The 23,048-nt window shown below is 34.2% G+C and carries 25 protein-coding genes; 12 read left to right on the top strand and 13 right to left on the bottom strand.

Features of this window, described 5'->3' with window-relative positions; translation table 11 throughout:
* Window positions 1-49 precede the first annotated feature (49 nt).
* From proB to porX, 5 genes are all read right to left on the bottom strand, one after another.
* Window positions 50-841: a glutamate 5-kinase gene (gene proB / locus Q3Y49_RS11260; protein ID WP_303268261.1), complete on the bottom strand. Its 792-nt coding sequence runs from the start codon at window positions 839-841 to the stop codon at window positions 50-52.
* Window positions 842-852: 11 nt separating this feature from the next.
* Window positions 853-1,659 (bottom strand): pyrroline-5-carboxylate reductase, encoded by an 807-nt coding sequence (gene proC / locus Q3Y49_RS11255; protein ID WP_303268259.1) that lies wholly within the window; start codon window positions 1,657-1,659, stop codon window positions 853-855.
* A gap of 417 nt (window positions 1,660-2,076) precedes the next feature.
* On the bottom strand, window positions 2,077-3,306 hold the full coding sequence (locus Q3Y49_RS11250; protein ID WP_303268258.1) for an alanine dehydrogenase: 1,230 nt from the start codon (window positions 3,304-3,306) through the stop codon (window positions 2,077-2,079).
* Entirely contained in the window at window positions 3,299-3,748 is a 450-nt protein-coding gene (gene tsaE, locus Q3Y49_RS11245) for a tRNA (adenosine(37)-N6)-threonylcarbamoyltransferase complex ATPase subunit type 1 TsaE (RefSeq protein WP_303268256.1), read from the bottom strand. The genes Q3Y49_RS11250 and tsaE overlap by 8 nt, the downstream gene beginning before the upstream one ends.
* The gene (porX, locus tag Q3Y49_RS11240) at window positions 3,738-5,300 is read right to left on the bottom strand and encodes a T9SS response regulator signal transducer PorX (protein WP_303268255.1); all 1,563 of its coding nucleotides are present in this window, start codon (window positions 5,298-5,300) and stop codon (window positions 3,738-3,740) included. Before porX ends, tsaE begins: the two co-directional genes overlap by 11 nt.
* A gap of 31 nt (window positions 5,301-5,331) precedes the next feature.
* On the opposite strand from porX, the gene Q3Y49_RS11235 reads away from it, so the two are divergent.
* The 9 genes from Q3Y49_RS11235 to Q3Y49_RS11195 all read left to right on the top strand — a co-directional run bounded on the left by Q3Y49_RS11235 (window position 5,332) and on the right by Q3Y49_RS11195 (window position 13,564).
* Window positions 5,332-6,552 (top strand): HD domain-containing protein, encoded by a 1,221-nt coding sequence (locus Q3Y49_RS11235; RefSeq protein WP_303268254.1) that lies wholly within the window; start codon window positions 5,332-5,334, stop codon window positions 6,550-6,552.
* Window positions 6,553-6,577: 25 nt separating this feature from the next.
* Window positions 6,578-7,627: a UDP-3-O-(3-hydroxymyristoyl)glucosamine N-acyltransferase gene (gene lpxD / locus Q3Y49_RS11230; RefSeq protein ID WP_303268252.1), complete on the top strand. Its 1,050-nt coding sequence runs from the start codon at window positions 6,578-6,580 to the stop codon at window positions 7,625-7,627.
* Window positions 7,628-9,022: a bifunctional UDP-3-O-[3-hydroxymyristoyl] N-acetylglucosamine deacetylase/3-hydroxyacyl-ACP dehydratase gene (locus tag Q3Y49_RS11225; RefSeq protein ID WP_303268250.1), complete on the top strand. Its 1,395-nt coding sequence runs from the start codon at window positions 7,628-7,630 to the stop codon at window positions 9,020-9,022.
* A 47-nt stretch (window positions 9,023-9,069) separates the two neighbouring features.
* A complete protein-coding gene (gene lpxA / locus Q3Y49_RS11220) occupies window positions 9,070-9,849 on the top strand; it encodes an acyl-ACP--UDP-N-acetylglucosamine O-acyltransferase (RefSeq protein ID WP_303268249.1) in 780 nt (259 codons plus the stop codon).
* 11 nt (window positions 9,850-9,860) lie between these two features.
* Entirely contained in the window at window positions 9,861-10,478 is a 618-nt protein-coding gene (locus tag Q3Y49_RS11215) for an ABC transporter ATP-binding protein (RefSeq protein WP_303268247.1), read from the top strand.
* Between the two features lie 96 nt (window positions 10,479-10,574).
* The gene (locus Q3Y49_RS11210) at window positions 10,575-11,018 is read left to right on the top strand and encodes a hypothetical protein (RefSeq protein ID WP_303268246.1); all 444 of its coding nucleotides are present in this window, start codon (window positions 10,575-10,577) and stop codon (window positions 11,016-11,018) included.
* A gap of 50 nt (window positions 11,019-11,068) precedes the next feature.
* Window positions 11,069-11,623, top strand: a complete 555-nt coding sequence (locus Q3Y49_RS11205; RefSeq protein ID WP_303268245.1) for an NUDIX hydrolase — start codon at window positions 11,069-11,071, stop codon at window positions 11,621-11,623.
* Window positions 11,613-12,668: a saccharopine dehydrogenase family protein gene (locus Q3Y49_RS11200; RefSeq protein WP_303268243.1), complete on the top strand. Its 1,056-nt coding sequence runs from the start codon at window positions 11,613-11,615 to the stop codon at window positions 12,666-12,668. The genes Q3Y49_RS11205 and Q3Y49_RS11200 overlap by 11 nt, the downstream gene beginning before the upstream one ends.
* A 182-nt stretch (window positions 12,669-12,850) precedes the next feature.
* Window positions 12,851-13,564, top strand: coding sequence for a tetratricopeptide repeat protein (locus Q3Y49_RS11195; RefSeq protein WP_303268241.1), 714 nt, complete (start codon window positions 12,851-12,853; stop codon window positions 13,562-13,564).
* A 53-nt stretch (window positions 13,565-13,617) separates the two neighbouring features.
* Here Q3Y49_RS11195 and Q3Y49_RS11190 read toward each other — a convergent pair whose 3' ends face one another.
* Entirely contained in the window at window positions 13,618-13,779 is a 162-nt protein-coding gene (locus Q3Y49_RS11190; protein WP_303268240.1) for a hypothetical protein, read from the bottom strand.
* A gap of 98 nt (window positions 13,780-13,877) precedes the next feature.
* Here Q3Y49_RS11190 and Q3Y49_RS11185 point away from each other — a divergent pair, with 98 nt between their 5' ends.
* A complete protein-coding gene (locus Q3Y49_RS11185) occupies window positions 13,878-14,831 on the top strand; it encodes an L-threonylcarbamoyladenylate synthase (protein ID WP_303268239.1) in 954 nt (317 codons plus the stop codon).
* A gap of 24 nt (window positions 14,832-14,855) precedes the next feature.
* Entirely contained in the window at window positions 14,856-16,043 is a 1,188-nt protein-coding gene (locus Q3Y49_RS11180) for a phosphoglycerate kinase (protein WP_303268238.1), read from the top strand.
* A gap of 137 nt (window positions 16,044-16,180) precedes the next feature.
* On the opposite strand, the gene Q3Y49_RS11175 is transcribed toward Q3Y49_RS11180, so the two are convergent.
* Both Q3Y49_RS11175 and Q3Y49_RS11170 read right to left on the bottom strand, forming a co-directional pair.
* Window positions 16,181-16,951 (bottom strand): LexA family transcriptional regulator, encoded by a 771-nt coding sequence (locus tag Q3Y49_RS11175; protein ID WP_303268237.1) that lies wholly within the window; start codon window positions 16,949-16,951, stop codon window positions 16,181-16,183.
* Window positions 16,952-17,199: 248 nt separating this feature from the next.
* Window positions 17,200-17,472: a hypothetical protein gene (locus tag Q3Y49_RS11170; RefSeq protein ID WP_303268236.1), complete on the bottom strand. Its 273-nt coding sequence runs from the start codon at window positions 17,470-17,472 to the stop codon at window positions 17,200-17,202.
* A gap of 125 nt (window positions 17,473-17,597) precedes the next feature.
* Here Q3Y49_RS11170 and Q3Y49_RS11165 point away from each other — a divergent pair, with 125 nt between their 5' ends.
* Window positions 17,598-18,248, top strand: a complete 651-nt coding sequence (locus tag Q3Y49_RS11165) for a DNA polymerase Y family protein (RefSeq protein WP_367892449.1) — start codon at window positions 17,598-17,600, stop codon at window positions 18,246-18,248.
* A 155-nt stretch (window positions 18,249-18,403) separates the two neighbouring features.
* On the opposite strand, the gene Q3Y49_RS11160 is transcribed toward Q3Y49_RS11165, so the two are convergent.
* The 5 genes from Q3Y49_RS11160 to dnaN form a co-directional block, all read right to left on the bottom strand.
* Complete coding sequence (locus Q3Y49_RS11160) at window positions 18,404-19,360, bottom strand: hypothetical protein (protein WP_303268235.1); 957 nt, start codon at window positions 19,358-19,360, stop codon at window positions 18,404-18,406.
* Window positions 19,361-19,421: 61 nt separating this feature from the next.
* Window positions 19,422-19,841, bottom strand: a complete 420-nt coding sequence (locus Q3Y49_RS11155; protein ID WP_303268234.1) for a hypothetical protein — start codon at window positions 19,839-19,841, stop codon at window positions 19,422-19,424.
* The gene (locus Q3Y49_RS11150) at window positions 19,822-21,003 is read right to left on the bottom strand and encodes a hypothetical protein (protein WP_303268233.1); all 1,182 of its coding nucleotides are present in this window, start codon (window positions 21,001-21,003) and stop codon (window positions 19,822-19,824) included. Before Q3Y49_RS11150 ends, Q3Y49_RS11155 begins: the two co-directional genes overlap by 20 nt.
* Window positions 21,003-21,233, bottom strand: a complete 231-nt coding sequence (locus tag Q3Y49_RS11145) for a hypothetical protein (RefSeq protein ID WP_303268232.1) — start codon at window positions 21,231-21,233, stop codon at window positions 21,003-21,005. The genes Q3Y49_RS11150 and Q3Y49_RS11145 overlap by 1 nt, the downstream gene beginning before the upstream one ends.
* Window positions 21,234-21,747: 514 nt before the next feature.
* Window positions 21,748-22,872 carry a DNA polymerase III subunit beta gene (dnaN, locus tag Q3Y49_RS11140; RefSeq protein WP_303268231.1) on the bottom strand — a complete coding sequence of 375 codons (1,125 nt, stop codon included), beginning with the start codon at window positions 22,870-22,872 and terminating at the stop codon, window positions 21,748-21,750.
* Window positions 22,873-23,048 lie beyond the last annotated feature (176 nt).

Here is a 23,048-nt window from a genome sequence, read left to right as displayed (position 1 = left end):
AAAGCATTAAAATTTAGTTCAAAATAATATTAGAAGAAGTTAAAGAGTATTAATCTTCTTTATAAATCCTTGTCCCTACATCTTTTCCATGAACAATATCAATGATAACATCTTCACGTTTACCATTTGCGATGTAAGTAACAATATCCTTGGAGGCAGCACCCTTAGCCACATTAATCTTGGATTCCATTCCTCCTCGTCCTTCTCCTTCTTTTTTATCGGATTCCTGGATAAATTGTTCCACTTCCTGATCAGTACTTACACTTTTAATGACGTTTGAATCATCATGATCTGGGTGTCCATCAAAAATACCATCTGTATCAGTCAGCAAAATTAAAGCATCAGCATCGATCAGTTCAGCTACTAAACTAGCTAATTCATCATTATCCGAGAACATTGACATTGATAAAGAAACAGCGTCATCTTCATTAGCAATAGGAATGATTCCCTGCGACAGTAAGCCTTCGTAGCAGTTAATCATATTGTCTCTATGTCTTCCGAAATCGAAATCTCTTTTGGTAGCCAAGACTTGTGCACATCTCATTCCATAATCATGAAAGATGCTGTAATAATGACGCATCATCCTCGGTTGACCTACAGCAGAGTATACCTGTCTTCTTTGGGCTGCATTATCAATCGTATCTATTTCATTATCATCAAGCACTTCTTTACCTGCTATTACTGAACCCGATGAAATAAGTACTGTCATCACATCTTCCTCATAAAGTCGTGCCACTTGGTCAACAATTCTCTTTAAAATAGGAACCACAATCCGATTATCCTTATTGGTCATCACATTGGTTCCTATTTTAACTACTATTCTTTTACTATGTGTTTTCACAATTCAAAAATTTATGATTCTTTACCTAATTCAACAGCTCTATTAAAGGCCGCATAAGCTGCTTCTTCAATCAATTGCTTAATATTATTATCTTCCATTGAATCTAGAGCTGCACGTGTAGTACCCCCTTTGGAAGCTACCCTTTTCATCCAGCCTTCTGGCGTTAAATCTGATTTATTGAATAGTTCTACAGCACCTTCAAAAGTAGTTCCTACTAAAACTTTAGAATCATGATCGGAAAATCCCATCTTTTTCGCTGCTTCCATCATGGACTGCATGAAGTAAAAAACGTATGCAGGTCCGCTACCTGAAATACCTGTAGAAGCATCTACATCATTTTCGGTATCGAGTCTTACTGAACGACCTGTTGTATCTAATAGACTTTCTACTGTTGATAACTCTAATCTAGATACTTCATCGGAAGCAGTAAACGAGGTTAATCCTTTACCTACCTGAGCCGGAAGGTTTGGCATTGCTCTAACTACCTTTCTGATTCCCAAGCCATCTTGCATACTTTTGATGGTAACACCGGCCATAATCGATATAGCAATTTGATCTGGAGTCATCATTGGTTTTAATTCCGCAAATAATTCTTCCGAGTGATAAGGCTTAACCGCAATAAATATTATATCTGATTTTGGAAGGCAGTCAGATAGATTAGTGTAAACATCAAAACGACTGATTTTTTTCAATTCCTCAGTTTTTTCAGGGCTGGTATCAGAAATCATTAGATTATGATTTGAAAGGAATTCTGATTTCACAAGGGCTTTTGCATAAGCCAACCCCATATTACCGGCTCCTATTACTAGTACTTTCATAAGTAAATTTTTCGTTTATTAAATATAAAGAATTTATTCTAAATCGACTTTTGACTAAGCAATCATTATGCATCTAAACACAGTTTCGCCAGAAAATCATAGGACTTTAGAAAAAAAAAATATTTTAAAACTCTTACTATCAGTCATTTACATCAATACTGCAAAGAAATTGAAATTATTTTAAAATGAATTTCAACTTTTTGATTCGATGCGCCATATAGTCAAAAAGCTGCAATAATGACAGGCTGTTTCCTGAAAATCACGATATGGCATAAGCAAAAATAATCTAGTATTAATCAGATACGTACTCTAAAAAAATACTATTCCTTGTTCTTTCAATTTACTAATAATGAAATCAAAGACGCAGTGAAATACTGATTGAATTTAGTAATTTGAATTTAATTACGGTTTTACAGATTAGAAACGAGCAGCCATCAGGAGACTTAATTCTTTATATTTTAAGTTGAATTTTTTTGCTAAATGCATATTAGTCAAACTTCCTTTATAAGTGTAAACTCCTTTCATAAACCAGGAATGGCTGAATATCATTTCTTCAATACCTCCGACATCTCCTGCTTGTAGCAACATGGGCGTTAAGATATTACTAACTACATTGCTTGCCGTTCTAGAAACACGAGAAGCAATATTGGGAACGCAGTAGTGAATAACATCAAATTTTTTGAAAGTAGGATTATCATGTGAAGTAACTTCTGATGTTTCCACACAACCACCTTGATCAATGCTCACGTCAATAATTACAGCATTTTTACGCATATTCATAACCATTTCCTCTGTAATAATGCAGCGATTTCTACCTTTTTCAGCCCTGATAGCACAAATCAAAACATCAGCTTCCATTAATGAGTCACTGAGCATAACAGTGTCCAAAGTACTAGTATGAACAGGTTGCCCGATTGCATGTTTGATTCTTCTTAATTTATAGATGTGATTATCATAAATTTCAATGTTAGCGCCAAGACCTAAAGCAGCTCTTGCCGCATACTCACCCACGGTTCCTGCACCCAGAATCACAACTTTCGTTGGTCTTACTCCTGTAATTCCCCCTAAGATTATCCCTTTGCCGTCATTTAAATTACTTAATAATTCAGTGGCTATCTGAATTGCGGAAATTCCTGCAATTTCGCTCATGGCGCGCACTACAGGCATTCCACCTACTTTATCTTCTATTAATTCAATACCAATAGCATTGATTCTTTTCTGATTCAATAATTCAAAGTATTCCTTATTTAGCTGTCCAAATTGAAGAGCAGAAATTAAGAAACTACCAGGTTTGAACATCTCGATTTCTCTTTTGATTGGGGGCTCGATTTTAACCACCAATTGAGCTTCGAATGCTTCCTTGGCAGAATAAACAATCTTTGCTCCAGCATCACTGTATTCATTATCGGGAAAGTTACTACTTAGGCCCATTCCACTCTCGACTATTACTTCATGGCCATTATTGGTTAATAAAGCAACAGCGCCAGGGGTTAAGGGCACTCTTTTTTCTTGAAGTGAAATCTCATTGGGAACCCCAATCTGCATAGCATTTTTACCTCGTTCAACTTCCAGCAATTCTTCTTGCGGATAGAGCGCACTTTTCCGCGCCAGAACATCAAAGCCTTTTCTAGAAACTTCTTTAGCCATGTTTACTTATTTTAAAATTCCTTTTGGATCTATCATTGGAAAGACCAATCTCAATCAATAAAAATCGATCAGGAATAAAAGAAGGGATCATTTCCGGCCATTCAATTAAACAAAGCTTCCCAGAGTAAAAATAATCTTCTACCCCAATTTCGAATGCTTCTTGTTCATTTTTAATTCTGTAAAAATCAAAATGAAATATCTCCTGTGCCTTTTCCGACCTGTATTCATTTACTAGGGCAAATGTAGGACTGCTCACATGATCATCCACTTCTAGAAACTCACATAATTTGCTTATGAATGTAGTTTTTCCCCCACCCATTTCTGCTTTGAAAAGCCAAATATTATAACTTTTACCAAAATCATAAATCTCAGCTACAGTTTTGCGTAAATCTTTTATTTCTACATCCGAAAATGATATAATTTCAGAGATTTCACTTTCCATCCTTCGAAGTTAATGAAATAATGGGAATTATCATTTCTTCCATTGAAACTCCTCCATGTTGAAAGGTATCTTTAAAGTAATTTACGTAGTAATTATAATTGTTTGGGTAAGCAAAAAAGCTTTCTCCTTTGGTGAATACGTAAGACGTGCTCACATTCAGCTTAGGTAAGTGAAATCTCTCTGGTTTAGCAGCCTCCAGAACATCATTGTTCTTTTTAAATCCTAGGTTCTTCCCTTGCTTATACCTTAAATTACTATTTACATTTCTGTCCCCAACAATTTTAAAAGGCTTCTTTACTCTGATGGTACCATGGTCTGTGGTGATAACGACCTTTGCCTTTTTGGAAGAAATTCTCTTCAATAATTCTAAGAGAGGTGAATGTAAAAACCAACTTTTAGTTAAAGATCGGTAAGCAGATTCATCAGGAGCCAGCTCGCGAATCATTTTCATATCAGTTCGAGCATGAGAAAGCATATCCACGAAATTATAGACCAGTACATTTAAATCATGATCCATCATGGCTGAAACCTGGTCTAAAACCTGCTTTCCTTGATTTACATTTACTATTTTGTTATATGTATATTTCCCAGAGATATTTTTTCGTTTGAGCTGTCTCTCCAGAAATTTGTCTTCAAAATTATTCTTCCCTTCATCGTCATCTTCAGTTACCCACAAATCAGGGTGCTTATTGGCCATTTCATCAGGTAATAAGCCTGAGAAAATTGAATTTCGAGCATAAGCAGTGGTAGTAGGTAGTATTGAATAGTAATTATCTTCTTCTTCGATGTTAAAATATTTCAGGATTTCGGGCTCCAGTAATTTCCACTGGTCAAATCTTAAATTATCTATGACGATGAAGAATACTGGTTCATCTCCTAACTTTGTAAATACCTTTTCCTCCATTAGTTTATGACTTAATAAAGGAGCTTCATCTTGATAATCATTTAACCAGTCTTCATAATTATCATCTATAAACTTGGCGAAGTTAGAGTTGGCTTCCAGATGTTGCATAGAGAGGACTTCTGACATACTTTGATCATCAGTTTGGTCAATCTCTAAATCCCAAAAGACCAATTTTTTATACATGTCAGCCCATTCCTGATGATCCATATTATCACCAAATGCCATACTTATATTGCGAAAATCCTGTTGGTAGCTTTGGTTAGTTTTTTCGGTGACCAATCTTTGATTATCTAATAACTTTTTTACCGACAATAAGATTTGATTTGGATTCAATGGCTTAATCAAGTAGTCTGCGATTTTAGACCCGATTGCTTCTTCCATTATATATTCTTCCTCACTTTTGGTAATCATAACTACCGGTAAGTTGGGTTTAAAGCCTTTTATTATACTAAGAGTCTCCAAACCCGTCATGCCAGGCATATTTTCATCAAGAAAAACAATATCAAATTTTTGTTCTTTACATAAATCTACTGCCTCCGAACCATTATTTACCGGAGTAATTTGATAACCTTTGTTTTCTAAAAATATAATATGTGGTTTTAGCAGATCAATTTCGTCATCTGCCCACAAGATTTGGTAATTTTGCATAGTGTATATTTGAGCTTTAAAATTATTTGATTTGAAGAAGTTAAAAAAGGTAAACGATCCGATTTATGGATTCATTACAATAAAAAGTGAATTACTTTTCAGTATTTTCAATCATTCGTATTTTCAACGTCTACGCAGAATTCGACAATTGGGTTTGAGTGAGCTTGTTTATCCTGGAGCAACGCATACCCGTTTTCACCACGCATTGGGCGCCACCCATTTGATGGGCTTAGCTTTGGACCATTTAAAGGAAAAAGAAGTGGCGATAAATGATGTGGAATATGAATCTGCACAAATTGCCATTTTACTGCACGACATAGGACATGGCCCTTTTTCACATGCTCTGGAATATAGCCTCATAAAAGGAATTACTCATGAGAATATTTCGCTGCAATTTATGAAAATGCTCAATCAAGAATTTGAAGGACGATTGGATACTGCAGTAGCCATGTTTAAGAATACATATAAAAGGAAATTCTTTCATCAGTTAATCTCTAGTCAGTTGGATGTTGACCGCTTGGATTATCTCAACCGAGATTCGTTTTATACGGGCGTTTCTGAAGGTAATATTAGCGTAGATAGAATCATCAGTCATCTAAATGTCATTGAAGACGAAATAGTGGTAGAAGAAAAAGCAATTTATAGTATTGAGAATTTTTTGAATGCCAGAAGATTGATGTATTGGCAAGTCTACCTTCACAAAACCGCTTTAAGCGCAGAACGAATGCTTGTTCATTTAATTAGCAGAGCAAAAGAAGTACATAGTTTAGACCAAATTTCTCCCGCTTTAAAGTATTTTTTAGAAAATGACTTCTCACTTGAGGAATTCCAAGATAACCCTGAAATTGTGCATCAATTTTCTAAACTTGATGATTCTGACATCTGGCATGCAATCAAAATTTGGGAAAATAATACGGATAAAGTATTAAGCAGCTTGAGTAAACGTATTTTACAAAGAGATCTATTTAAAATAAAATTAGGAAATGATCCACTAAAAAAAGCAGACATAAATATTTTAAAAGGAAAAATCACACAAGAATACAAGCTACTGAACCGAGAAGCTGCTTACTTTATTTCCCATGGAGAGGTAACAAATTCTGCATATATATTAGGTGGAAAAAGTATTAAAATCATAAATAAGAGGGGACAATTGATGGATATTGCCCAAGCTGCTGATCTACCGAATATCAAAGCTATGAGTAAAATAGTTAAAAAATATTACCTATGCCTGCCTAAAAACGTATCTTTGTAAATTATTACAACCATAATTATATAATATGGAATTTAGCGTAAATCAAATAGCTCAAATTATTGGAGGAAAAGTAGAGGGAGATGGTGAGAGAATGGTGGATAATTTGGGTAAAATAGAAGAAGGCAAGGCAAAAACAATCAGCTTTTTATCTAATGATAAATATGAGAATTATATCTATGAATCTGATGCAGCTGCTATTATTGTTAAAAACAAATTCAATCCGAAAAAAACTATCAAGCCAGCCTTAATAAGAGTGGATGACCCATATTCGGCCTTTACCCAACTTTTGGAAGAGTATAACAAAATAATGACTTATGCAAAATCAGGTGTAGAAGAACCTTCTTTTATGGGGGAAAATAGTGTTGTTGGGGAAGGCCATTACAGAGGTGCCTTTTCTTATATAGGACACAATGTTAAAATTGGGAAAAATGTAAAAATTTATCCTCAGGCTCATATCGGTGACAATGTTGTGATTGGTGATAACACAGTGATTTTCCAAGGGGTAAAAATTTATCCTGATTCTAAAATTGGTAGTAATTGTAATATTCAAGCGGGTTCAGTTATAGGGAGTGACGGCTTTGGTTTTGCGCCTCAAGAAGACGGAACATACAAAACGATCCCTCAACTTGGTAATGTCGTTTTGGAAGACAATGTGAGCATAGGAGCCAACACCACCATTGATTGCGCTACTTTAGGGTCTACCATTATCAGAAAAGGGGCGAAAATTGATAATCTTGTTCAAATAGCTCATAATGTTGAAATAGGAGAGAATACGGTAATTGCCTCCCAAGCGGGTATCTCGGGATCAACAAAAATTGGTAAAAACTGCGTTCTAGCTGGTCAAGTTGGGATTGTGGGTCATATAGATGTAGCCGATTACACCACAATAAGTGCAAAATCAGGCGTGTCAAAATCAGTAAGACAGTCAAACACCGTAATCTCAGGAACTGTTGGTTTTGAACACAAGCAATATTTAAAAGCAGCAACCTTATTTAAAAGATTACCGGAATTACACCTACAAGTTCAGCAATTGGAAAAAATAGTTTTAAATTTGCCGACTGAAAAAAAGAGCTAAATGTATAATAAACAGCATACAATTAAAAAAGCGGTAAGCGTATCTGGTGTGGGTCTTCATACTGGTCATAAGGTTACCTTAACTTTCAAACCAGCTGAAATTGATTCGGGAATTAGATTTCAAAGAATTGATTTACCTGAAAAACCTGTTATTGAAGCTGATGCAGACTTAGTAGTAGATACCTCCAGAGGAACTACAATTGCAAAGGGAGAAGCAAAAGTATCAACTGTTGAACATGTCCTATCTGCTCTAGTAGGATTACAAATTGATAATGTCTTAATAGAAGTTGACGGTCCTGAAACTCCTATAATGGATGGCAGTGCAAAATTGTTTTATGAAGCATTGGAATCAGTGGGATTAGAAGAACAAAATGCGCTAAGGAATTTCTTTGAGGTACCTGAAGGTCTTTTTCTTACTGATGAAGAAAAAAATGTAGAAATGGCGTTATTACCTGTGGATGACTACAGGGTAACGGTAATGATTGACTACAACTCAAAAGTTTTGGGTAGTCAACATGCCTCATTAAACAATATAGCCGATTTTAAGAAAGAGATATCCACCTGCAGGACTTTTGTATTCTTACATGAACTACAACAGCTGTACAATAACAATCTAATTAAAGGAGGGGATTTAAATAATGCTATTGTAGTAGTAGACAAATTGGTTTCTGATGATGAACTAAAAGAATTAGCTGAGATCTTTAATAAACCCAATATTGAGGTTAAAGAAGAAGGGATTTTAGATAATATTGAGTTGAGATTTAAAAATGAACCTGCTCGGCATAAATTACTAGATGTGGTAGGCGATTTAGCGCTAGTGGGCAGACCGATCAAAGGTCAAATCTTAGCTGCAAGGCCCGGACATTCCACGAATGTCGCTTTTGCACAAAAGATTAAAAAATACATCAAAAAAGCAGAAAAATCGGCACCAAAATACGATCCCAATGCTGAACCTGTAATGGACATAGAAGGGATTTCGTCCATGTTACGACATCGATACCCCTTCCAATTAGTTGATAAAATCATACATCAAGACCACAAAACAGTTATTGGATTAAAGAATATAACTATTAACGAGAATTTCTTTCAAGGACATTTTCCTGGAAATCCGGTGATGCCTGGTGTTTTGCAAATTGAAGCAATGGCACAAACTGGAGGAATTTTAGTTTTAAGTTCTGTTGATGAACCGTCAGAATATTGGACCTATTTCCTTGGAATAGACAACTGTCGATTTAGGAAAATGGTTAGACCAGGTGATACAATTATCCTTAAATGTGAACTTTTAGCTCCTATCAAGAGAGGTATAGCCAAAATGCAAGGATATGCGTATGTAGGTAATAGCATTGTAAGTGAAGCTACACTTACCGCTCGGATTGTTAAAAAAGAAGAAGAATAAAGACCTCGAAAGGTTATCAAAAGCATAGTTGCTTAAAATAAAAATACATGGATAAATCATTAAATTATATTCATCCTGAAGCTAAAATTGGGAAAGATGTTGTTATTGAGCCTTTTACTTTTATAGATAAGGACGTAGAAATTGGAGACGGTACTTGGATAGGACCTAATGTAACAATTAATTCTGGAGCGAGGATAGGGAAAAAGTGTAAAATATATTCAGGTGCCACTATTTCAGCCGTCCCCCAGGATTTAAAGTTCACGGGTGAAGTTACCACAACAGAGATTGGTGACGAAACGGTGATTAGAGAATATGTTAATATCAGTCGTGGAACCAATGATCGAAAAGTCACTAAAATAGGATCTAAATCGTTGATAATGGCATATGTCCATATCGCGCACGACTGCATCATCGGTGATAATTGTATTCTTGTAAATTCTGTTCAAGTAGGAGGACATGTATCAATAGAGGACTGGGCCATTATTGGGGGTGCTACAGCAATTCACCAATTCGTAAAAATAGGGAGTCATGTAATGATATCGGGAGGATCCTTGGTCAGAAAAGATGTTCCACCTTATGTGAAAGCTGCACGCGAGCCGCTTACTTATTGCGGGATAAATTCCGTGGGTCTGCGAAGAAGGGGGTTTAGCAATGACAGAATAAATGATATACAGGAGATTTATAGAAGCCTTTATTTGAGTGGAAAAAATAATGCAGAGGCACTTGAAAATATTGAAACTTTAATCAGAAGCAGTGAAGAACGAGATAATATCACTGCCTTTGTACGGAAATCGGAAAGAGGCATCATGAAGGGATACGGAAATTAATTACTTGTTTTATGCAATTAATTCTTGAAGGGCTCTCCAAAAAGTATCCTAAAAATAGATTGTTCGAAAACATTAATTATGAATTTGATTCTAATAATGTATATGCAATAACAGGTCATAATGGAAGTGGAAAGTCCACTTTATTAAAAATCATTGCAGGTACTTTAGCTCCAAGTAAAGGAAAGGTCAAATATATTGACAAAGATACTCTTGTGGAGAAAGAGAAAACACATGAATTACTTGGAATCGCTGCACCCTATCTGAACCTGATCGAGGAATTCAGCTTGAAAGAACATTTAGATTTTCACTCTAAATTCAAAAAACTTCGAAAAGACTTTAATTTAGAGCGTGAAATTAGGGCAGCAAACCTACACAAAAGCACAAATAAAGCGATTGCAGAATTTTCATCTGGTATGCAACAGCGAGTGAAATTAATATTATGTTGTGGGTTTGAGGCAAAATTACTCCTTTTGGATGAACCTACTTCACACTTAGACGAAAACGGAATCGAATGGTACAAGGATCTATTGGACAGAACTCGGAAGGGAAGAATTACACTAATTGCATCGAATGACCCTAAAGAATATGATGTTTTTACGAATAAAATTCTTAATATTGAGAGCAAATAATGGAGATTAAAATAAAAAAAGAAAAATTTTTTATTGGATTATAAACAATAATTCAGACTTTTAAACATTAGAATATAAATTATTAATTAACTAATTATGAAACGGAATATTAAACTTTTAAGCTTACTATTACTATCTTTTGTTGTCCTTTTTAGTTCTTGTAAAAAAGATGACGAGCCAAGTGCAGAAGAAAAAAGACTTGAAGAATTAAGTGGAACTTGGAACATCACAGGGGCTAATGTATTGGATAATGCGCTTACTGGCGTTTCAATCAATTTTGATGGTAGCAACAAAACTTATTCTGTTTCTGGTTTGCAAGCTTTTACTGATGCTAACTTAAATCATAATGAGGATTTAGGTGCCAGCGGCAGTTTCAGCTTAAATGAAAACCTTGATGTAGTTACTTTAAGTCCTGGTGGTGACTTCAATATTGCAAGCATTAATAAAGAAAATGGCAATTTAACAGTAAGTTATTCAGCACCTTATCCAAAAGCAGGTGATGATGAAACAAATATTACCTTGAGCTTGGAACTACAATAGCATAAATCTATTTCCTTATATAAAAGCCGTCTTTAAAGATGGCTTTTTTTATGCAAGATCTATTATTGATGCAGATATTAAAACAATACAATCCAAATACAGAAGAGGAAAGAGATTACAAATATAAAATGCTACAGCTTTTTGAATCTAAAAAAGAAGTCGCATTTACCCGACAAAACATTCAGGCCCATTTCACAGCATCCGCTTGGATAATTGATTCCATATCACGTAACATACTTTTACTTCACCATAAGAAACTAAACAAATGGCTCCAACCAGGAGGTCATGCAGACGGTGAAATCGATTTGGAGCAAGTATCGAGAAAGGAGGCATTTGAAGAAACTGGTTTAAAGAATCTTGCCTTAGCAAAGCACGGCATTTTCGATATCGATATACATGAAATTCCAGAATTTAAAGGAGTTCCACAACATTACCACTATGATGTTAGATTTGCCTATTTTTGCAACCATGAAGAAAAAACTAAAATAAATTCTGAAAGTAACAGCTTTCAATGGATTGAAATAGGTAAAGTTAAAGATTTAACGAATGAACCATCAATTATAAGGATGGTCAACAAAACTAGAACTCTATTAAATGAATTATAAGATACTAATTTATGGTGCCAACGGATATACAGGGAAATTAATTACCCAGGAAGCTAAAAATGCTGGGGTTTATGTTGAGTTGGCTGGAAGAAATAAAAAAGCGATTGAAACACTTTCACTGGATACTGGATTGCCTTATCATATTTGCGAATTAAATGATAAAAGCAAGCTAGAAGAATTGCTAAAAGAATTCCATACAGTGATTCATTGTGCAGGCCCTTTTTCTGAAACTGCAATACCAATGGTTGAAGCTTGTCTAAAATCCAAAACAAACTACCTTGATATTACTGGGGAAATTTGGGTTTTCGAAGATATCATGAAGTATCATAAGGAGGCAGAACAAGCTGGCATTACGCTTATTCCAGGAGTAGGATTTGATGTAGTCCCAACCGACTGTTTGGCCGGCTATCTTAAAGAAAAGATGCCCACAGCTAGCTCGCTTGAACTGGCATTTGTGGGTTCAAAAACAGGAATGTCAAGAGGAACTGCTGTCACAATGGCAAAGAACGTATCTAAAGGGGGCTTCATTCGCGAGAACGGCTTAATAAAAAACGTCCCTCTTGCCTATGAAGTTAAAGAATTTAAATTCTCACACAGATATCAAACTTGCATGACTATCCCTTGGGGTGACCTCATGACTAGTTATCATCAGACTGAAATCCCAACTATTAAAGTCTTTAGTGGGGCAAGTCCTAAAATAATTAGTAAAATCAGAAAGTTTAAAACCTTAAAGTTTCTTTTAGGTATTACTTGGATACAAAAGATTGTTCGAAGAAAAATTGAAAATTCAGTTTCAGGACCTAACAAGGAAGAATTAGAAAAAGGAAAAACCTATATTTATGGAACAGTAGCAGATAAAGACGGAAGTAGCTTTTCAGCAGAATTAATTACTCCAGAGGCTTATTTTTTAACAGCCAAAACAGCGTTAGCTTCTGCATTAAAATTAGAGAACACCAAACTAAAAGGCTATTTGACTCCAGCTCAGGCATTTGGTAATGATTTTATAATGGAATTCGACAATGTGGAAAGAATTAATAGGTCATAAAAAAACCCCGGTGAACCAAACCGGGGTAAACTATCAACCTTAAAATTACGCCCATTTGAATAAATGAATCGTAAAGCTTAATACAAATGTAAAACGCTTTTTTTAAACCTAAATAGCACAAACACCATTTAAGTCATTCATGTAAGGTTTTTTATATTTTACAACATTAATTGTATAGACACATGTTCAAATTTAACACCATCGTACTGATAATTACTTCAATAATTCTATTCTCATGTAGTCCATCAGAAGAAGAACTAATTGCGGAAAGCAGAAAAAATATGCAATCCGAAAACTACAAAGAAGCAATTAGCTACTTAAACAGAGTCATTTCTAAAAATAATGATAATGCCGAAGCCTATAATATTAGAGGCGTTGCACACTTACAATTATTAGATTATTCAAAGGCGATAGAAGATTTTTCACGATCTTTAGAAATTGATTCTTTGAATTATAAGCCGTATTATAACAGGGGAAATGTGCATTTAGAAAGTAAAAATTACGAAAATGCCTTATTAGATTACAACAAAGCTATCAGTTTACGTGCCAATAATGCTGATCTATACATAAATAGAGCTACTGCACTATTTGAACTAAAACAATATGATGCTGCTTTGGAAGATTATAGATTTGCTATAAAGCTTTCTCCAAATAATCATATACCATACCTTAATAGCGCAAAAACTCTATTACAATTTGGTTCCTTTAATAAGGCTGATAGTCTTTTGAATTTGAGTATTAAAATAGCACCTAACAATGGTGAAAACTACTACTGGAGTGGTTTCATAAAGATTAATACCGATCGAAAAGAAGAAGGTTGTGAAGACCTAATAAAAGCAAAAAACAGAGGCTTTCAAGACGCAGCAGAAGCAATTGAAAAATTTTGTGATGAATAGAAAATAAACAAACAGAGGAGCAAGTTTTTTATCCTCCTCTGTTTTACTTTTACTTATCTTGAACTTATAAGAACCATACCAAAAGCTACAATACTAAGCCAAAATTGATAAGGGTTTAATGCTGGAATAGCTATGATATCTAATTCCATAAATACCAACACAAGGACAATAATTATTGCCACTAGCTTAATTAAATTTCTTGATTTTCTGCTCATTAGATTTTGTTTTGGTGCTTTCAATTATAAATATATCATTCTCAATTTACAAATCCGTGGTATGAATAAAAAATTAACTTAAATTCGCATCTGGAATTATGGCAGAAATCAATAGCGATATTATCAGGGCAAAAGTCTTTCTCGATGCCAATAAGCTCATTGGCTTACCTACTGAAACGGTATACGGTTTGGCAGGCAATGGTTTGAAGGCAGAAGTCGTTAGCCAAATTTTCGAGGTTAAGAACCGCCCGCATTTTGATCCGCTTATTCTTCATACCGACAGCATTGAAACCGTAAAAAAATATGTTAAAGGCGTTCCTGACAATGCCTATAAATTGATGAATGCATTTTGGCCTGGACCATTAACAATATTGCTGGAAAGAAACCATCTGATTCCAGATTTAACATGTTCTGGTTTAGATAGAGTAGCATTTAGAATTCCTAATCATCCCAAAACGTTAAATCTTCTTAAATTATTGGACTACCCTTTAGCAGCTCCTAGTGCCAATCCTTTTGGCTACATAAGTCCAACTACATCAGAGCATGTACAAAAACAACTCGGGGATAAAATACCCTATATCTTAGAAGGCGAACTCAGTGAAGTAGGAATAGAATCAACAATCGTGGGGTTTGAAAAAGGAAAAACAATTATTTATCGATTGGGTGGTTTGGAAGTGGACGAAATTAAAAAGGTCGTTGGTGAGGTAACAATACTTCCACATTCAAGTTCCAAACCAGATGCACCCGGCATGCTTAAAAGCCATTACGCACCAAGAAAGGATATTATTCTGGGTGACATCAAATCATTAATTAAAAAGTATTCTAAACTGAGAATCGGAACTCTCTCATTTAGCAATTTTTATGAAGGAGTTGATATGTCATTATCGTTATCAGCCACTGGCAACATGCATGAAGCCGCTAAAAACTTATTTTCCCATCTTCGTAAATTAGATGAGAGTAATGTAGATTTGATAATTACTGAAAAAGTACCCCAGACTGGCCTTGGAAAAGCCATAAATGATAGACTGCAAAGAGCAGCTGTAAAAATATAAATTTGTAACCATAATTATAAGTCAATGAAAACCGTAAATGATTTTTCGTTCGAAAACAAAACCGCACTAATAAGAGTCGATTTAAATGTCCCATTAAATAAAGATTTTCAGGTAACTGATGACACAAGAATAAAAGCTACTATCCCAACCATCAAAAAAGTATTAGGAGATGGAGGGAAGGCTGTTCTAATGTCTCATTTAGGCAGGCCAAAAAATGGTCCCGAAAACAAATTCTCTTTACAACATATTGTTAGCGACTTGGAAAAAGCTTATGGTGCCACAGTTCACTTTAGCGAGGAGACAATTGGTGATAAGGCCGAGTCAGCTGTCGATAGTTTGCAAAACGGAGAGGTTTTACTTTTGGAAAATGTTCGTTTTCATGAGGGTGAGACAAAAGGCGATGAAGCTTTTGCAAAATCACTTTCAAAGCTAGGTGATGTATACGTGAACGATGCATTTGGCACTGCACACCGTGCACATGCATCCACTACTGTGGTAGCAAAGTTCTTTGAAGATAAAATGGCAGGTTTTGTTATGGCAGCTGAAATCGAAAATGCTGATAAGGTTTTAGAAAAAGCAGACAAGCCTTATACCGCTATCATGGGAGGAGCTAAAATTTCCGATAAAATCCTCATCATTGAAAAATTGTTAAGCAAAGTTGACAACCTGATTATTGGTGGTGGCATGTCTTATACATTCTTTAAAGCGATGGGAGGTAAAATCGGTAATTCCCTAGTTGAAGAAGATAAATTAGATCTGGCAAAAGAACTCATACAAAAAGCTAAGGAACAAGGAGTAGAATTAAAACTGCCAATTGATTCCATAGTAGCAGACAATTTCGCTAATGATGCCAATACTAAAGTAGCTCAGAACCACGCCATAGAAGATGGATGGATGGGCTTGGATATTGGACCTGAAGCAACCGCTATATTCCAAAAAACAGTAGAAGAATCAAAAACTATCCTTTGGAACGGCCCTATGGGCGTTTTCGAAATGGAGAATTTTGCAAAAGGAACGAAATCGATAGCTGAATCTGTAGTAAAAGCTACCGAAAACGGGGCATTCTCACTAATTGGCGGAGGAGATTCTGCCGCTGCAGTTAATAGCTTAGGCTATGGCGATAAAGTCAGTTACGTATCAACTGGTGGTGGCGCTTTACTTGAATATATGGAAGGCAAGGAATTACCTGGGGTAGCGGCTTTGAAAGCTTAATTTTAGATTAATGAAGTGTTGAGAAAATGTGATTCAGCCCGAATTTGGAATAATACGTACGAAGAAGGTGTCTCCATCAATTTTCCAGTACATCTGTTGCCCTCAAATAGCTAGTACGAGCTCTCCAGCTCGTGCTTTCATTTTTTCAACTTCGTAACTTCCTCTTTAATTTCCAAGACGATATCAGTTAACTCCCTCAAGCTCATCGGAGGCTTATCACCATTTTTCACATCAGGAAACTGAGTGCTAATAAATGCTTTAGCCTCCCAAATTTCCATTACACTATCTACTGGAATTTCGTAAGGAGAATAGACCGTATTATCAGAAACCATAAACAGCACACCCTTTTCATCGGCATAATTAAAGACTCTTTTATAAACCACTCCTTCTTGCTCACTTACGATAACATAGGTTTTGCCATTTCGAATTGACTCCGATCCCTCTACATATTCGCCTATGATTATAGTACCCGGCTCTAAAGGGAGCATGGAATCGCCACTGATTTCAAAAGCTCTGTAGGAGCTGTTGCGAGGTAAATTTGGCAATTGGAAGCGAGGAAGTTCTTGCAAATATTCCGGATCCGCATAGCCATTGGTATATCCAGCAGAAGCCTTCTGGGGCACCAATTCAATATTTTCACGTTCTTGACTGTCCACCGTAATAGCCAACACTTTGGTTGGTTTCTTAGTGACCACCATCGGACTGGACAAGTCTTTCCCCAGTAAATCATCCACACTTACATTAAAAAGTTCAGATAATTTTAATAAGGTCTGAATTCTAGGGTCTGCCCTGCCCTCTTCGTAGGAACCAATCTGCGGACGCTTCACTCCCAGTTCATCAGCCAAGTCCTGCTGTGTCCAGCCCTTCTCCTTTCGGAGATATTTAATATTATTATTAACCAAGCTCATTTTTTTATTATCAAGAAGAAAGTATCAAGTATCTAGGAAAGTAAAATAACAAGATTCAATACTCAATTTCTACTTATTTATATATTATTTCAAAATTAACACATCGTCTTTTCACTTTTATCTTTTTCTTAGCTGTTTTCGGACTGACTTTCGGTACAAACCTAATCAACTGCACAGAACTCTTCCATTCTTCTTCTACCCAATTCCCGCATTGGAGGTTAGGGGGCTTTTGGGGGATTTAGGGGGATTTAGGGGGTTGGAGCTCTAAAAATCATCAAGTCATCCCTGACCCTATTCTGCTCATTCATATGATACAAGACCTTTTGATGTAAAGAAATCTTATCTTCTGCTCCACTGAAACGATTCCTTATTCTGCTTACTACTTCGCTTACCGTATCATTTGGTTCGGCCAAAGTATAGCCATACCAACTACTATTACCGGCTCTAGCCTTTACCTGAAAATGGACCTGACACCGTCCTGAGTTTAAGCGCTTACTCGACAACTTAATTTTTACATCCATTTGCTAAACATTTATCATACAAAAAGAGCTTATTCAACTTTTTTACTATATATTTTAGTAATTGTGTTGCTAAATTTAGTATTTTAAAAAATAAAAGCCAAATAAAGGCTAAATATTTTAGTTTTATGCGAGAAAATACCATCAGATCCATCATTCATTTAGATATGGACACTTTCTTTGTGTCTGTTGAACGCCTTTTAGATTCAAGTCTGAATGGTAAGCCTGTTATTGTGGGAGGTGGACACAGAGTCGTGGTAGCGGCCTGCAGTTACGAGAACCGCACACATGGCGTGCATTCTGCCATGCCCATGAAATCGGCTTTATCGCTTTGCCCTGAAGCCAATGTGATTTCGGGAGATATGAATAATTATAGCTACTACTCTAAGTTAGTCACTGAAATTATTAAGAGTGAATCCCCTCTTTTCGAAAAGGCTTCTGTAGATAAGTTCTATCTGGACGTAAGCGGAATGGACAGGTATTTTGGATGCTCTGAATGGGTAAAAGAGTTGCGGAAGAAAATCATTAATGAAAGCGGATTGCCCATCAGCATGGGGCTTTCACAGAATAAAATGGTATCGAAAGTGGCTACGGGAGAAGCAAAACCCAATAATACCCGGCAAATCCTACCCGGCACTGAAATTCAATTTCTAGAACCTATGCCCGTGCATAAAATCCCGATGATAGGAAAAAAAACTTCTGAGCTTTTGCGCTCTAAGGATGTAAAAAAAATAGAAACGCTCATAATAAATAAATTTATTAATCTTCACTTACAATAAGAAAAATGTAAAATTATATTTTCACTAAAAATAAAATCAAAATAGCAAAAAACTTACATTAAAATAAGTATATGCCTTCAATTCAATCAGGTAATCCTGAAAAATTAGTCCTCTTTGAAAGATCTTACCTAGTTTGTAAATTCACAAATTAAAATTTAATTATCGGGTGATATATATATCTCATCCAATAGGATTTTATATGAATTAAGTTTCTCAAACCTCTTAATATAATGATTAGTTTTATTAGATTTGGGAACTTTAATTTGATAATAAACTCCGATAGAGTTAATACCTAATGGTTGATGGGTCATTTCATCCCAATAAACAAAATCATTCTCCTCATTATTATAGATAAAAAGTTTATAGATATCATCTATTTTTACGCTTGCTAAGAAATATTTTGCTCTTGAATCATAAAATAAATAAAAGCTTTCTATTCTATTATTAAGATCATCTATATCAAAATAAAAATCAATACTCCCCCTTTCATAATGATAATATGTAGCCTTTCTAAACTTCGGATAGTTAATTAACAACTCTTTATCACTTACCACATCAATAAATGGAGTGAAAAGCCGATCTCTATCATAAAAAATATTCCAATCCTTTAAGTCAAAATAAGTATCGATAGTTTCAAATACTCTTTCAGGTTTATCAAAAATTATTTTATCAGATTCTTTAGTTACCAATGTGAATTGCGGCAATCCATACTTCTTTTTTATTGCTCTACTTTGAATCAAATCATAGCCTACAGTAAGAAAAGGAGTTTTATAAGCGTTAACACTAGTAGTATTTAAATATTTCAAATCTTGAAAATCCCTATTAATAATAGAAATATCGCTTGAGTTCAATTCAAAATCACCCATAGCTGTAGATAAAACAAAAGAACTATCATTATTTTGCCATACATCATATAACCTTATTCGCCCTTGATTAAATCCATTATCAAATAAGTCTGATATTTTAAAATTCTTTTGATTAATGTTTTCTTTATTTAGTATTAAAATATCGTACCCCCCTTCTTTAAACTGAAGACCTAATGAAAGTTCATTATTCAGAAAATATATTTTTTTTACATTATAAAAATCATGTGCAAAATATAATTCCTCCATATTTTCAATCTCCTGACTAAAAACAGAACTGTGCACCATTATCAAAGATATTGACACATAACTATAAATTAAGAATATTCTTTTCATAAACTTTATCCTCTAAAAAAACATATTTAATTTGACTATCTTGAAATGTAAAATAAAGTGGCTTTGGAATTATTAAATCATAATTAAAAACCTCCTTTTTTTCATCAAAAAATAATTTGGCATTACTTTTCACCAATGAGATATGCTCTAAATGAATATTAGATTTCTCGCCAACTACAAATAAAAAATCAACTTCCAATTCACTTGCTAATTCTGGATTAATTTCAAAACATGAACTACATGAAAATACGTTATAAAACAAACATTTTTTATTTTCTAAATCTGATAATGGAATATTATAAACTTGTTCCAAATAATAAGATAAATTTGTTTCAAATTTTACATCCTTATTGTCACAACAGGTAAAAAACAGACTAATTGTTAATAAACTCAATATTATATTTAATCGCTTGTAATTCATTTTCTTTCTTTCGTTTTAAAATTATTAACTCATTCGAATTACTTTCCACTGCTAATAAATCCTTATTTCTATCCAACTTAAATTCTTTTAAAATTATTCCCTTATCATTAAAGAAAATAATATTTATATCGCCATATTTTATTTCATATTTCCCATTGACTGTATTAATGCTATTTTGACTGTAAAAAACTCTACTCATAACATTAATATCAGAATGATAATTTATTTTAGAGTAATATGGAGTTTTCATTCTATATTCTTGTAAATACCTTTCATCTAATATTTTTTTAAACTCCATAGGTTTTGGTAGTTTTACTCTCCTTGACGGAGAAATTTGAAACTGATCAAGAATTTGAAAAGACGTGTCATATTTAAAAATTTGATGACTCATAGGATAAGAAATAAAAAAAGAATTTTTTAAGTATGTTAAATACGGGAAACTTAAATCGTATGGATAGTACGTGCTTTGAATTTTATCCATAATACCTGTTGGAACTAACTTAAAAGACAAATTTTGACTTTCCCTATTAATACTTGCTAACAAAGGACTTTCTAATTTTTCTGACTCACTATAATTATCAAAGTATCCTAAAGGATAAACATTAAAATAATAGCTATTCTCAATTAAGTACAAATTGGGAGGAACTCTTAAAAAGGGGGTAACAAAGCCATGTGTAGAGGGATATCCAGTTTCATCTTTAACCCTAAAATATTCATATGAGTCAGTTTGTAAATTAAACTCCATTATTTCACCAAATTCAGAAATTACTGCCACAATTGTATCATTTATGAAATATTGCTTTATCTTAAAATGTTGATGTTCTGGTTCTAGTTTAAAAAATTCATCTACTTCACCATCATTTAAATCCAATGTATAAATTGAATATGGATTTATAAAAGACAGCCCATATAACTGGCTACCTTGTAAAGTAAAAAAAAACAGCTCTGAAGGAATATTATTTGGAATTGAAAAAGTTACACTATCTTTTAAAGAAATATATAATGAATCAGAATAATTTATCCTCTTGGAAACTAAAAATTCACTATCTAGGCTATTTGAAGTACAACCAATATTAATAAAAGCTACATAAAAATATGTAGCTTTTATAATTAAAGTATATAACTTATTCATCATTACGGTGCAAGCTGTTTTTCTGGCAATGATCTTATATCGCCTGTTATACATCTGTTAGCTAATGCACTTGCACATTCTTGATATGAAGGAGTGGAATTTCCACCATAAACATTCATCCATTTTCCTCTCGCCCAAGCCTGACTGTCATGCGGTTTTAATGTTAAGAATATTCCAAATAAAAAAACAGCCATGCTTGAAATTGCAAATAATCTCATTCTTTTCTTTTGCATAATAAATATTATTAATTGTTAAAATTTATTTAAGACAATCCTCCACCACTACTAAAAACTTGAAACGAAAATCTATCTGAAATGAAAACACTTAGGTGAGTCCAAGTCAATATTTTCCACTTTGTAGGTTTGGTCAAAAGGCTGCTTTCGCTAGCACTAACAACTTTCCAGCCATACCATTTTTCAATAGTATTTTTGAATTGATGTTATAAATCAAAAAAAAAAAAAATGTAAAAGCAAAATAAATTACATAAAATATTTAGTATTTAGTTTGATGTTACGACATTAAAAATTAAGATACTAATACCAAAAAAAGCTTTAAAGGAATTAAGAAGAATATTGATTCAAATAATTATATTTTTAATAGATTGAATATCTTACTGAAAATTACATCCTATTTTATGAGATTTTGTTACTTATTTGAAACTAAAAACAAAAGACCAATTATTTGAGACAAAAAACCTCTGAGATTAACTCCCAGAGGTTCAAATATTTTTAAGTCTTTTTTTTAATTTTAAACGTAATTATTCAACATCACTGGCATTACCAATAATAAAATATCTTCATTCTCGTCCATATCAGAAGGAAATAATAAACCTGCTTTGTTTGGTGCTGACATATCAATGCTTACTTCCTTACTGTCTAAGTTATTTAGCATTTCAATTAAAAACTTAGCGTTAAAGCCAATTTCAATATCATCACCTTGATGGTCACATGCCATAATTTCGCTTGCTTCATTAGAGAAGTCTAAATCTTCAGCAAAGATTTGCAATTCGCTTCCGTTAATTTTCAAACGTACTTGGTGAGTCGTTTTATTAGCATAGATGCTGATCCTTCTCAAAGAGGACATAAACTCTTGACGGTTGATGGTCAATTTGATATTGTTTTCAGCAGGAATTACATTTTCATAATCAGGGAAACGCTCATCTACCAATCGACAAATCAATTTGATATTATTGAATTTGAAATAAGCATTGGACATATTAAATTCCACTGCTACGTTCACATTCTCAGCTGGCAAGCTGTTCTTCAATAAAGACAAAGCTTTTCTAGGGATAATGATGCCTGTCCCTGAATCAGAAGCTACATCAACCCTTCTATAACGAATTAATCGATTACCATCTGTGGCAACGAAAGTGGTATTCGTTTCATCAAATTTAACATAAACGCCACCCATAGCCGGACGTAATTCGTCATTGCTTGTGGCGTAAATAGTATGGTTAATAGCCGTAGCTAAAACATCTGCTGAAATATCTACTGTATCAGGGTTTTCAACTTCCTGCACTTTAGGGAAATCCGTAGCATTTTCACCTGCTAATTTATACCGACCATTATCAGAGCTAATTTCAATGCTGTAAGTTTCCTCATCAATAGAGAAAGTCACGGGCTGCTCTGGAAGGTTTTTCAAAGTATCCATTAAAATTCGAGCCGGAACTGCTATGCTACCGTTTTCAGATGATTCCACATCAATCTCAGTAATCATGGAAGTCTGCAAATCCGAAGCTGTGATAGTCAATAGACCATCTTGAATTTCGAATAAGAAATTCTCTAATATTGGGACCATCGGGTTGGTTGAAATCACCCCATTGATGGATGAAATTTGCTTTAATAATGCAGATGAGGATACTAAAAATTTCATAGTTTTTTATTTAGGGCTCGCTTTTAAAATCTTCCAAAAGCTTAGCTATAAACTTCTTGATTTTGTATTACCAACAAAGTTAAAAATTAATTTGCAAATCTATACTTTATAGTGCATTAAGCAATAAAAAATTCTTAAATGGTAGGGAAAAGTCGGTAGCGGGAAGTTTGAAGTTA

The organism is Marivirga harenae, assembly GCF_030534335.1.
Lineage (GTDB): Bacteria > Bacteroidota > Bacteroidia > Cytophagales > Cyclobacteriaceae > Marivirga > Marivirga harenae.
The sequence above is the reverse complement of the archived record's forward strand: the minus strand, read 5'-3'. Positions and strand labels throughout refer to the sequence as shown.

Excerpts from the sequence above, each read along its gene's own strand:
- Q3Y49_RS11145 (WP_303268232.1), bottom strand. The coding sequence starts at position 21,233 with ATGCAAAAGAAAAGAATGAGATTATTTGCAATTTCAAGCATGGCTGTT.
- Q3Y49_RS11170 (WP_303268236.1), bottom strand. The coding sequence starts at position 17,472 with ATGGATGTAAAAATTAAGTTGTCGAGTAAGCGCTTAAACTCAGGACGG.
- proC (WP_303268259.1), bottom strand. The coding sequence starts at position 1,659 with ATGAAAGTACTAGTAATAGGAGCCGGTAATATGGGGTTGGCTTATGCA.
- Q3Y49_RS11225 (WP_303268250.1), top strand. The coding sequence starts at position 7,628 with ATGTATAATAAACAGCATACAATTAAAAAAGCGGTAAGCGTATCTGGT.
- tsaE (WP_303268256.1), bottom strand. The coding sequence starts at position 3,748 with ATGGAAAGTGAAATCTCTGAAATTATATCATTTTCGGATGTAGAAATA.
- Q3Y49_RS11200 (WP_303268243.1), top strand. The coding sequence starts at position 11,613 with ATGAATTATAAGATACTAATTTATGGTGCCAACGGATATACAGGGAAA.
- porX (WP_303268255.1), bottom strand. The coding sequence starts at position 5,300 with ATGCAAAATTACCAAATCTTGTGGGCAGATGACGAAATTGATCTGCTA.
- Q3Y49_RS11160 (WP_303268235.1), bottom strand. The coding sequence starts at position 19,360 with ATGGAGGAATTATATTTTGCACATGATTTTTATAATGTAAAAAAAATA.
- lpxA (WP_303268249.1), top strand. The coding sequence starts at position 9,070 with ATGGATAAATCATTAAATTATATTCATCCTGAAGCTAAAATTGGGAAA.
- Q3Y49_RS11205 (WP_303268245.1), top strand. The coding sequence starts at position 11,069 with ATGCAAGATCTATTATTGATGCAGATATTAAAACAATACAATCCAAAT.
- Q3Y49_RS11180 (WP_303268238.1), top strand. The coding sequence starts at position 14,856 with ATGAAAACCGTAAATGATTTTTCGTTCGAAAACAAAACCGCACTAATA.
- Q3Y49_RS11185 (WP_303268239.1), top strand. The coding sequence starts at position 13,878 with ATGGCAGAAATCAATAGCGATATTATCAGGGCAAAAGTCTTTCTCGAT.
- Q3Y49_RS11150 (WP_303268233.1), bottom strand. The coding sequence starts at position 21,003 with ATGATGAATAAGTTATATACTTTAATTATAAAAGCTACATATTTTTAT.
- Q3Y49_RS11165 (WP_367892449.1), top strand. The coding sequence starts at position 17,598 with ATGCGAGAAAATACCATCAGATCCATCATTCATTTAGATATGGACACT.
- dnaN (WP_303268231.1), bottom strand. The coding sequence starts at position 22,872 with ATGAAATTTTTAGTATCCTCATCTGCATTATTAAAGCAAATTTCATCC.
- lpxD (WP_303268252.1), top strand. The coding sequence starts at position 6,578 with ATGGAATTTAGCGTAAATCAAATAGCTCAAATTATTGGAGGAAAAGTA.
- Q3Y49_RS11175 (WP_303268237.1), bottom strand. The coding sequence starts at position 16,951 with ATGAGCTTGGTTAATAATAATATTAAATATCTCCGAAAGGAGAAGGGC.
- Q3Y49_RS11190 (WP_303268240.1), bottom strand. The coding sequence starts at position 13,779 with ATGAGCAGAAAATCAAGAAATTTAATTAAGCTAGTGGCAATAATTATT.
- Q3Y49_RS11250 (WP_303268258.1), bottom strand. The coding sequence starts at position 3,306 with ATGGCTAAAGAAGTTTCTAGAAAAGGCTTTGATGTTCTGGCGCGGAAA.
- Q3Y49_RS11210 (WP_303268246.1), top strand. The coding sequence starts at position 10,575 with ATGAAACGGAATATTAAACTTTTAAGCTTACTATTACTATCTTTTGTT.
- Q3Y49_RS11195 (WP_303268241.1), top strand. The coding sequence starts at position 12,851 with ATGTTCAAATTTAACACCATCGTACTGATAATTACTTCAATAATTCTA.
- Q3Y49_RS11215 (WP_303268247.1), top strand. The coding sequence starts at position 9,861 with ATGCAATTAATTCTTGAAGGGCTCTCCAAAAAGTATCCTAAAAATAGA.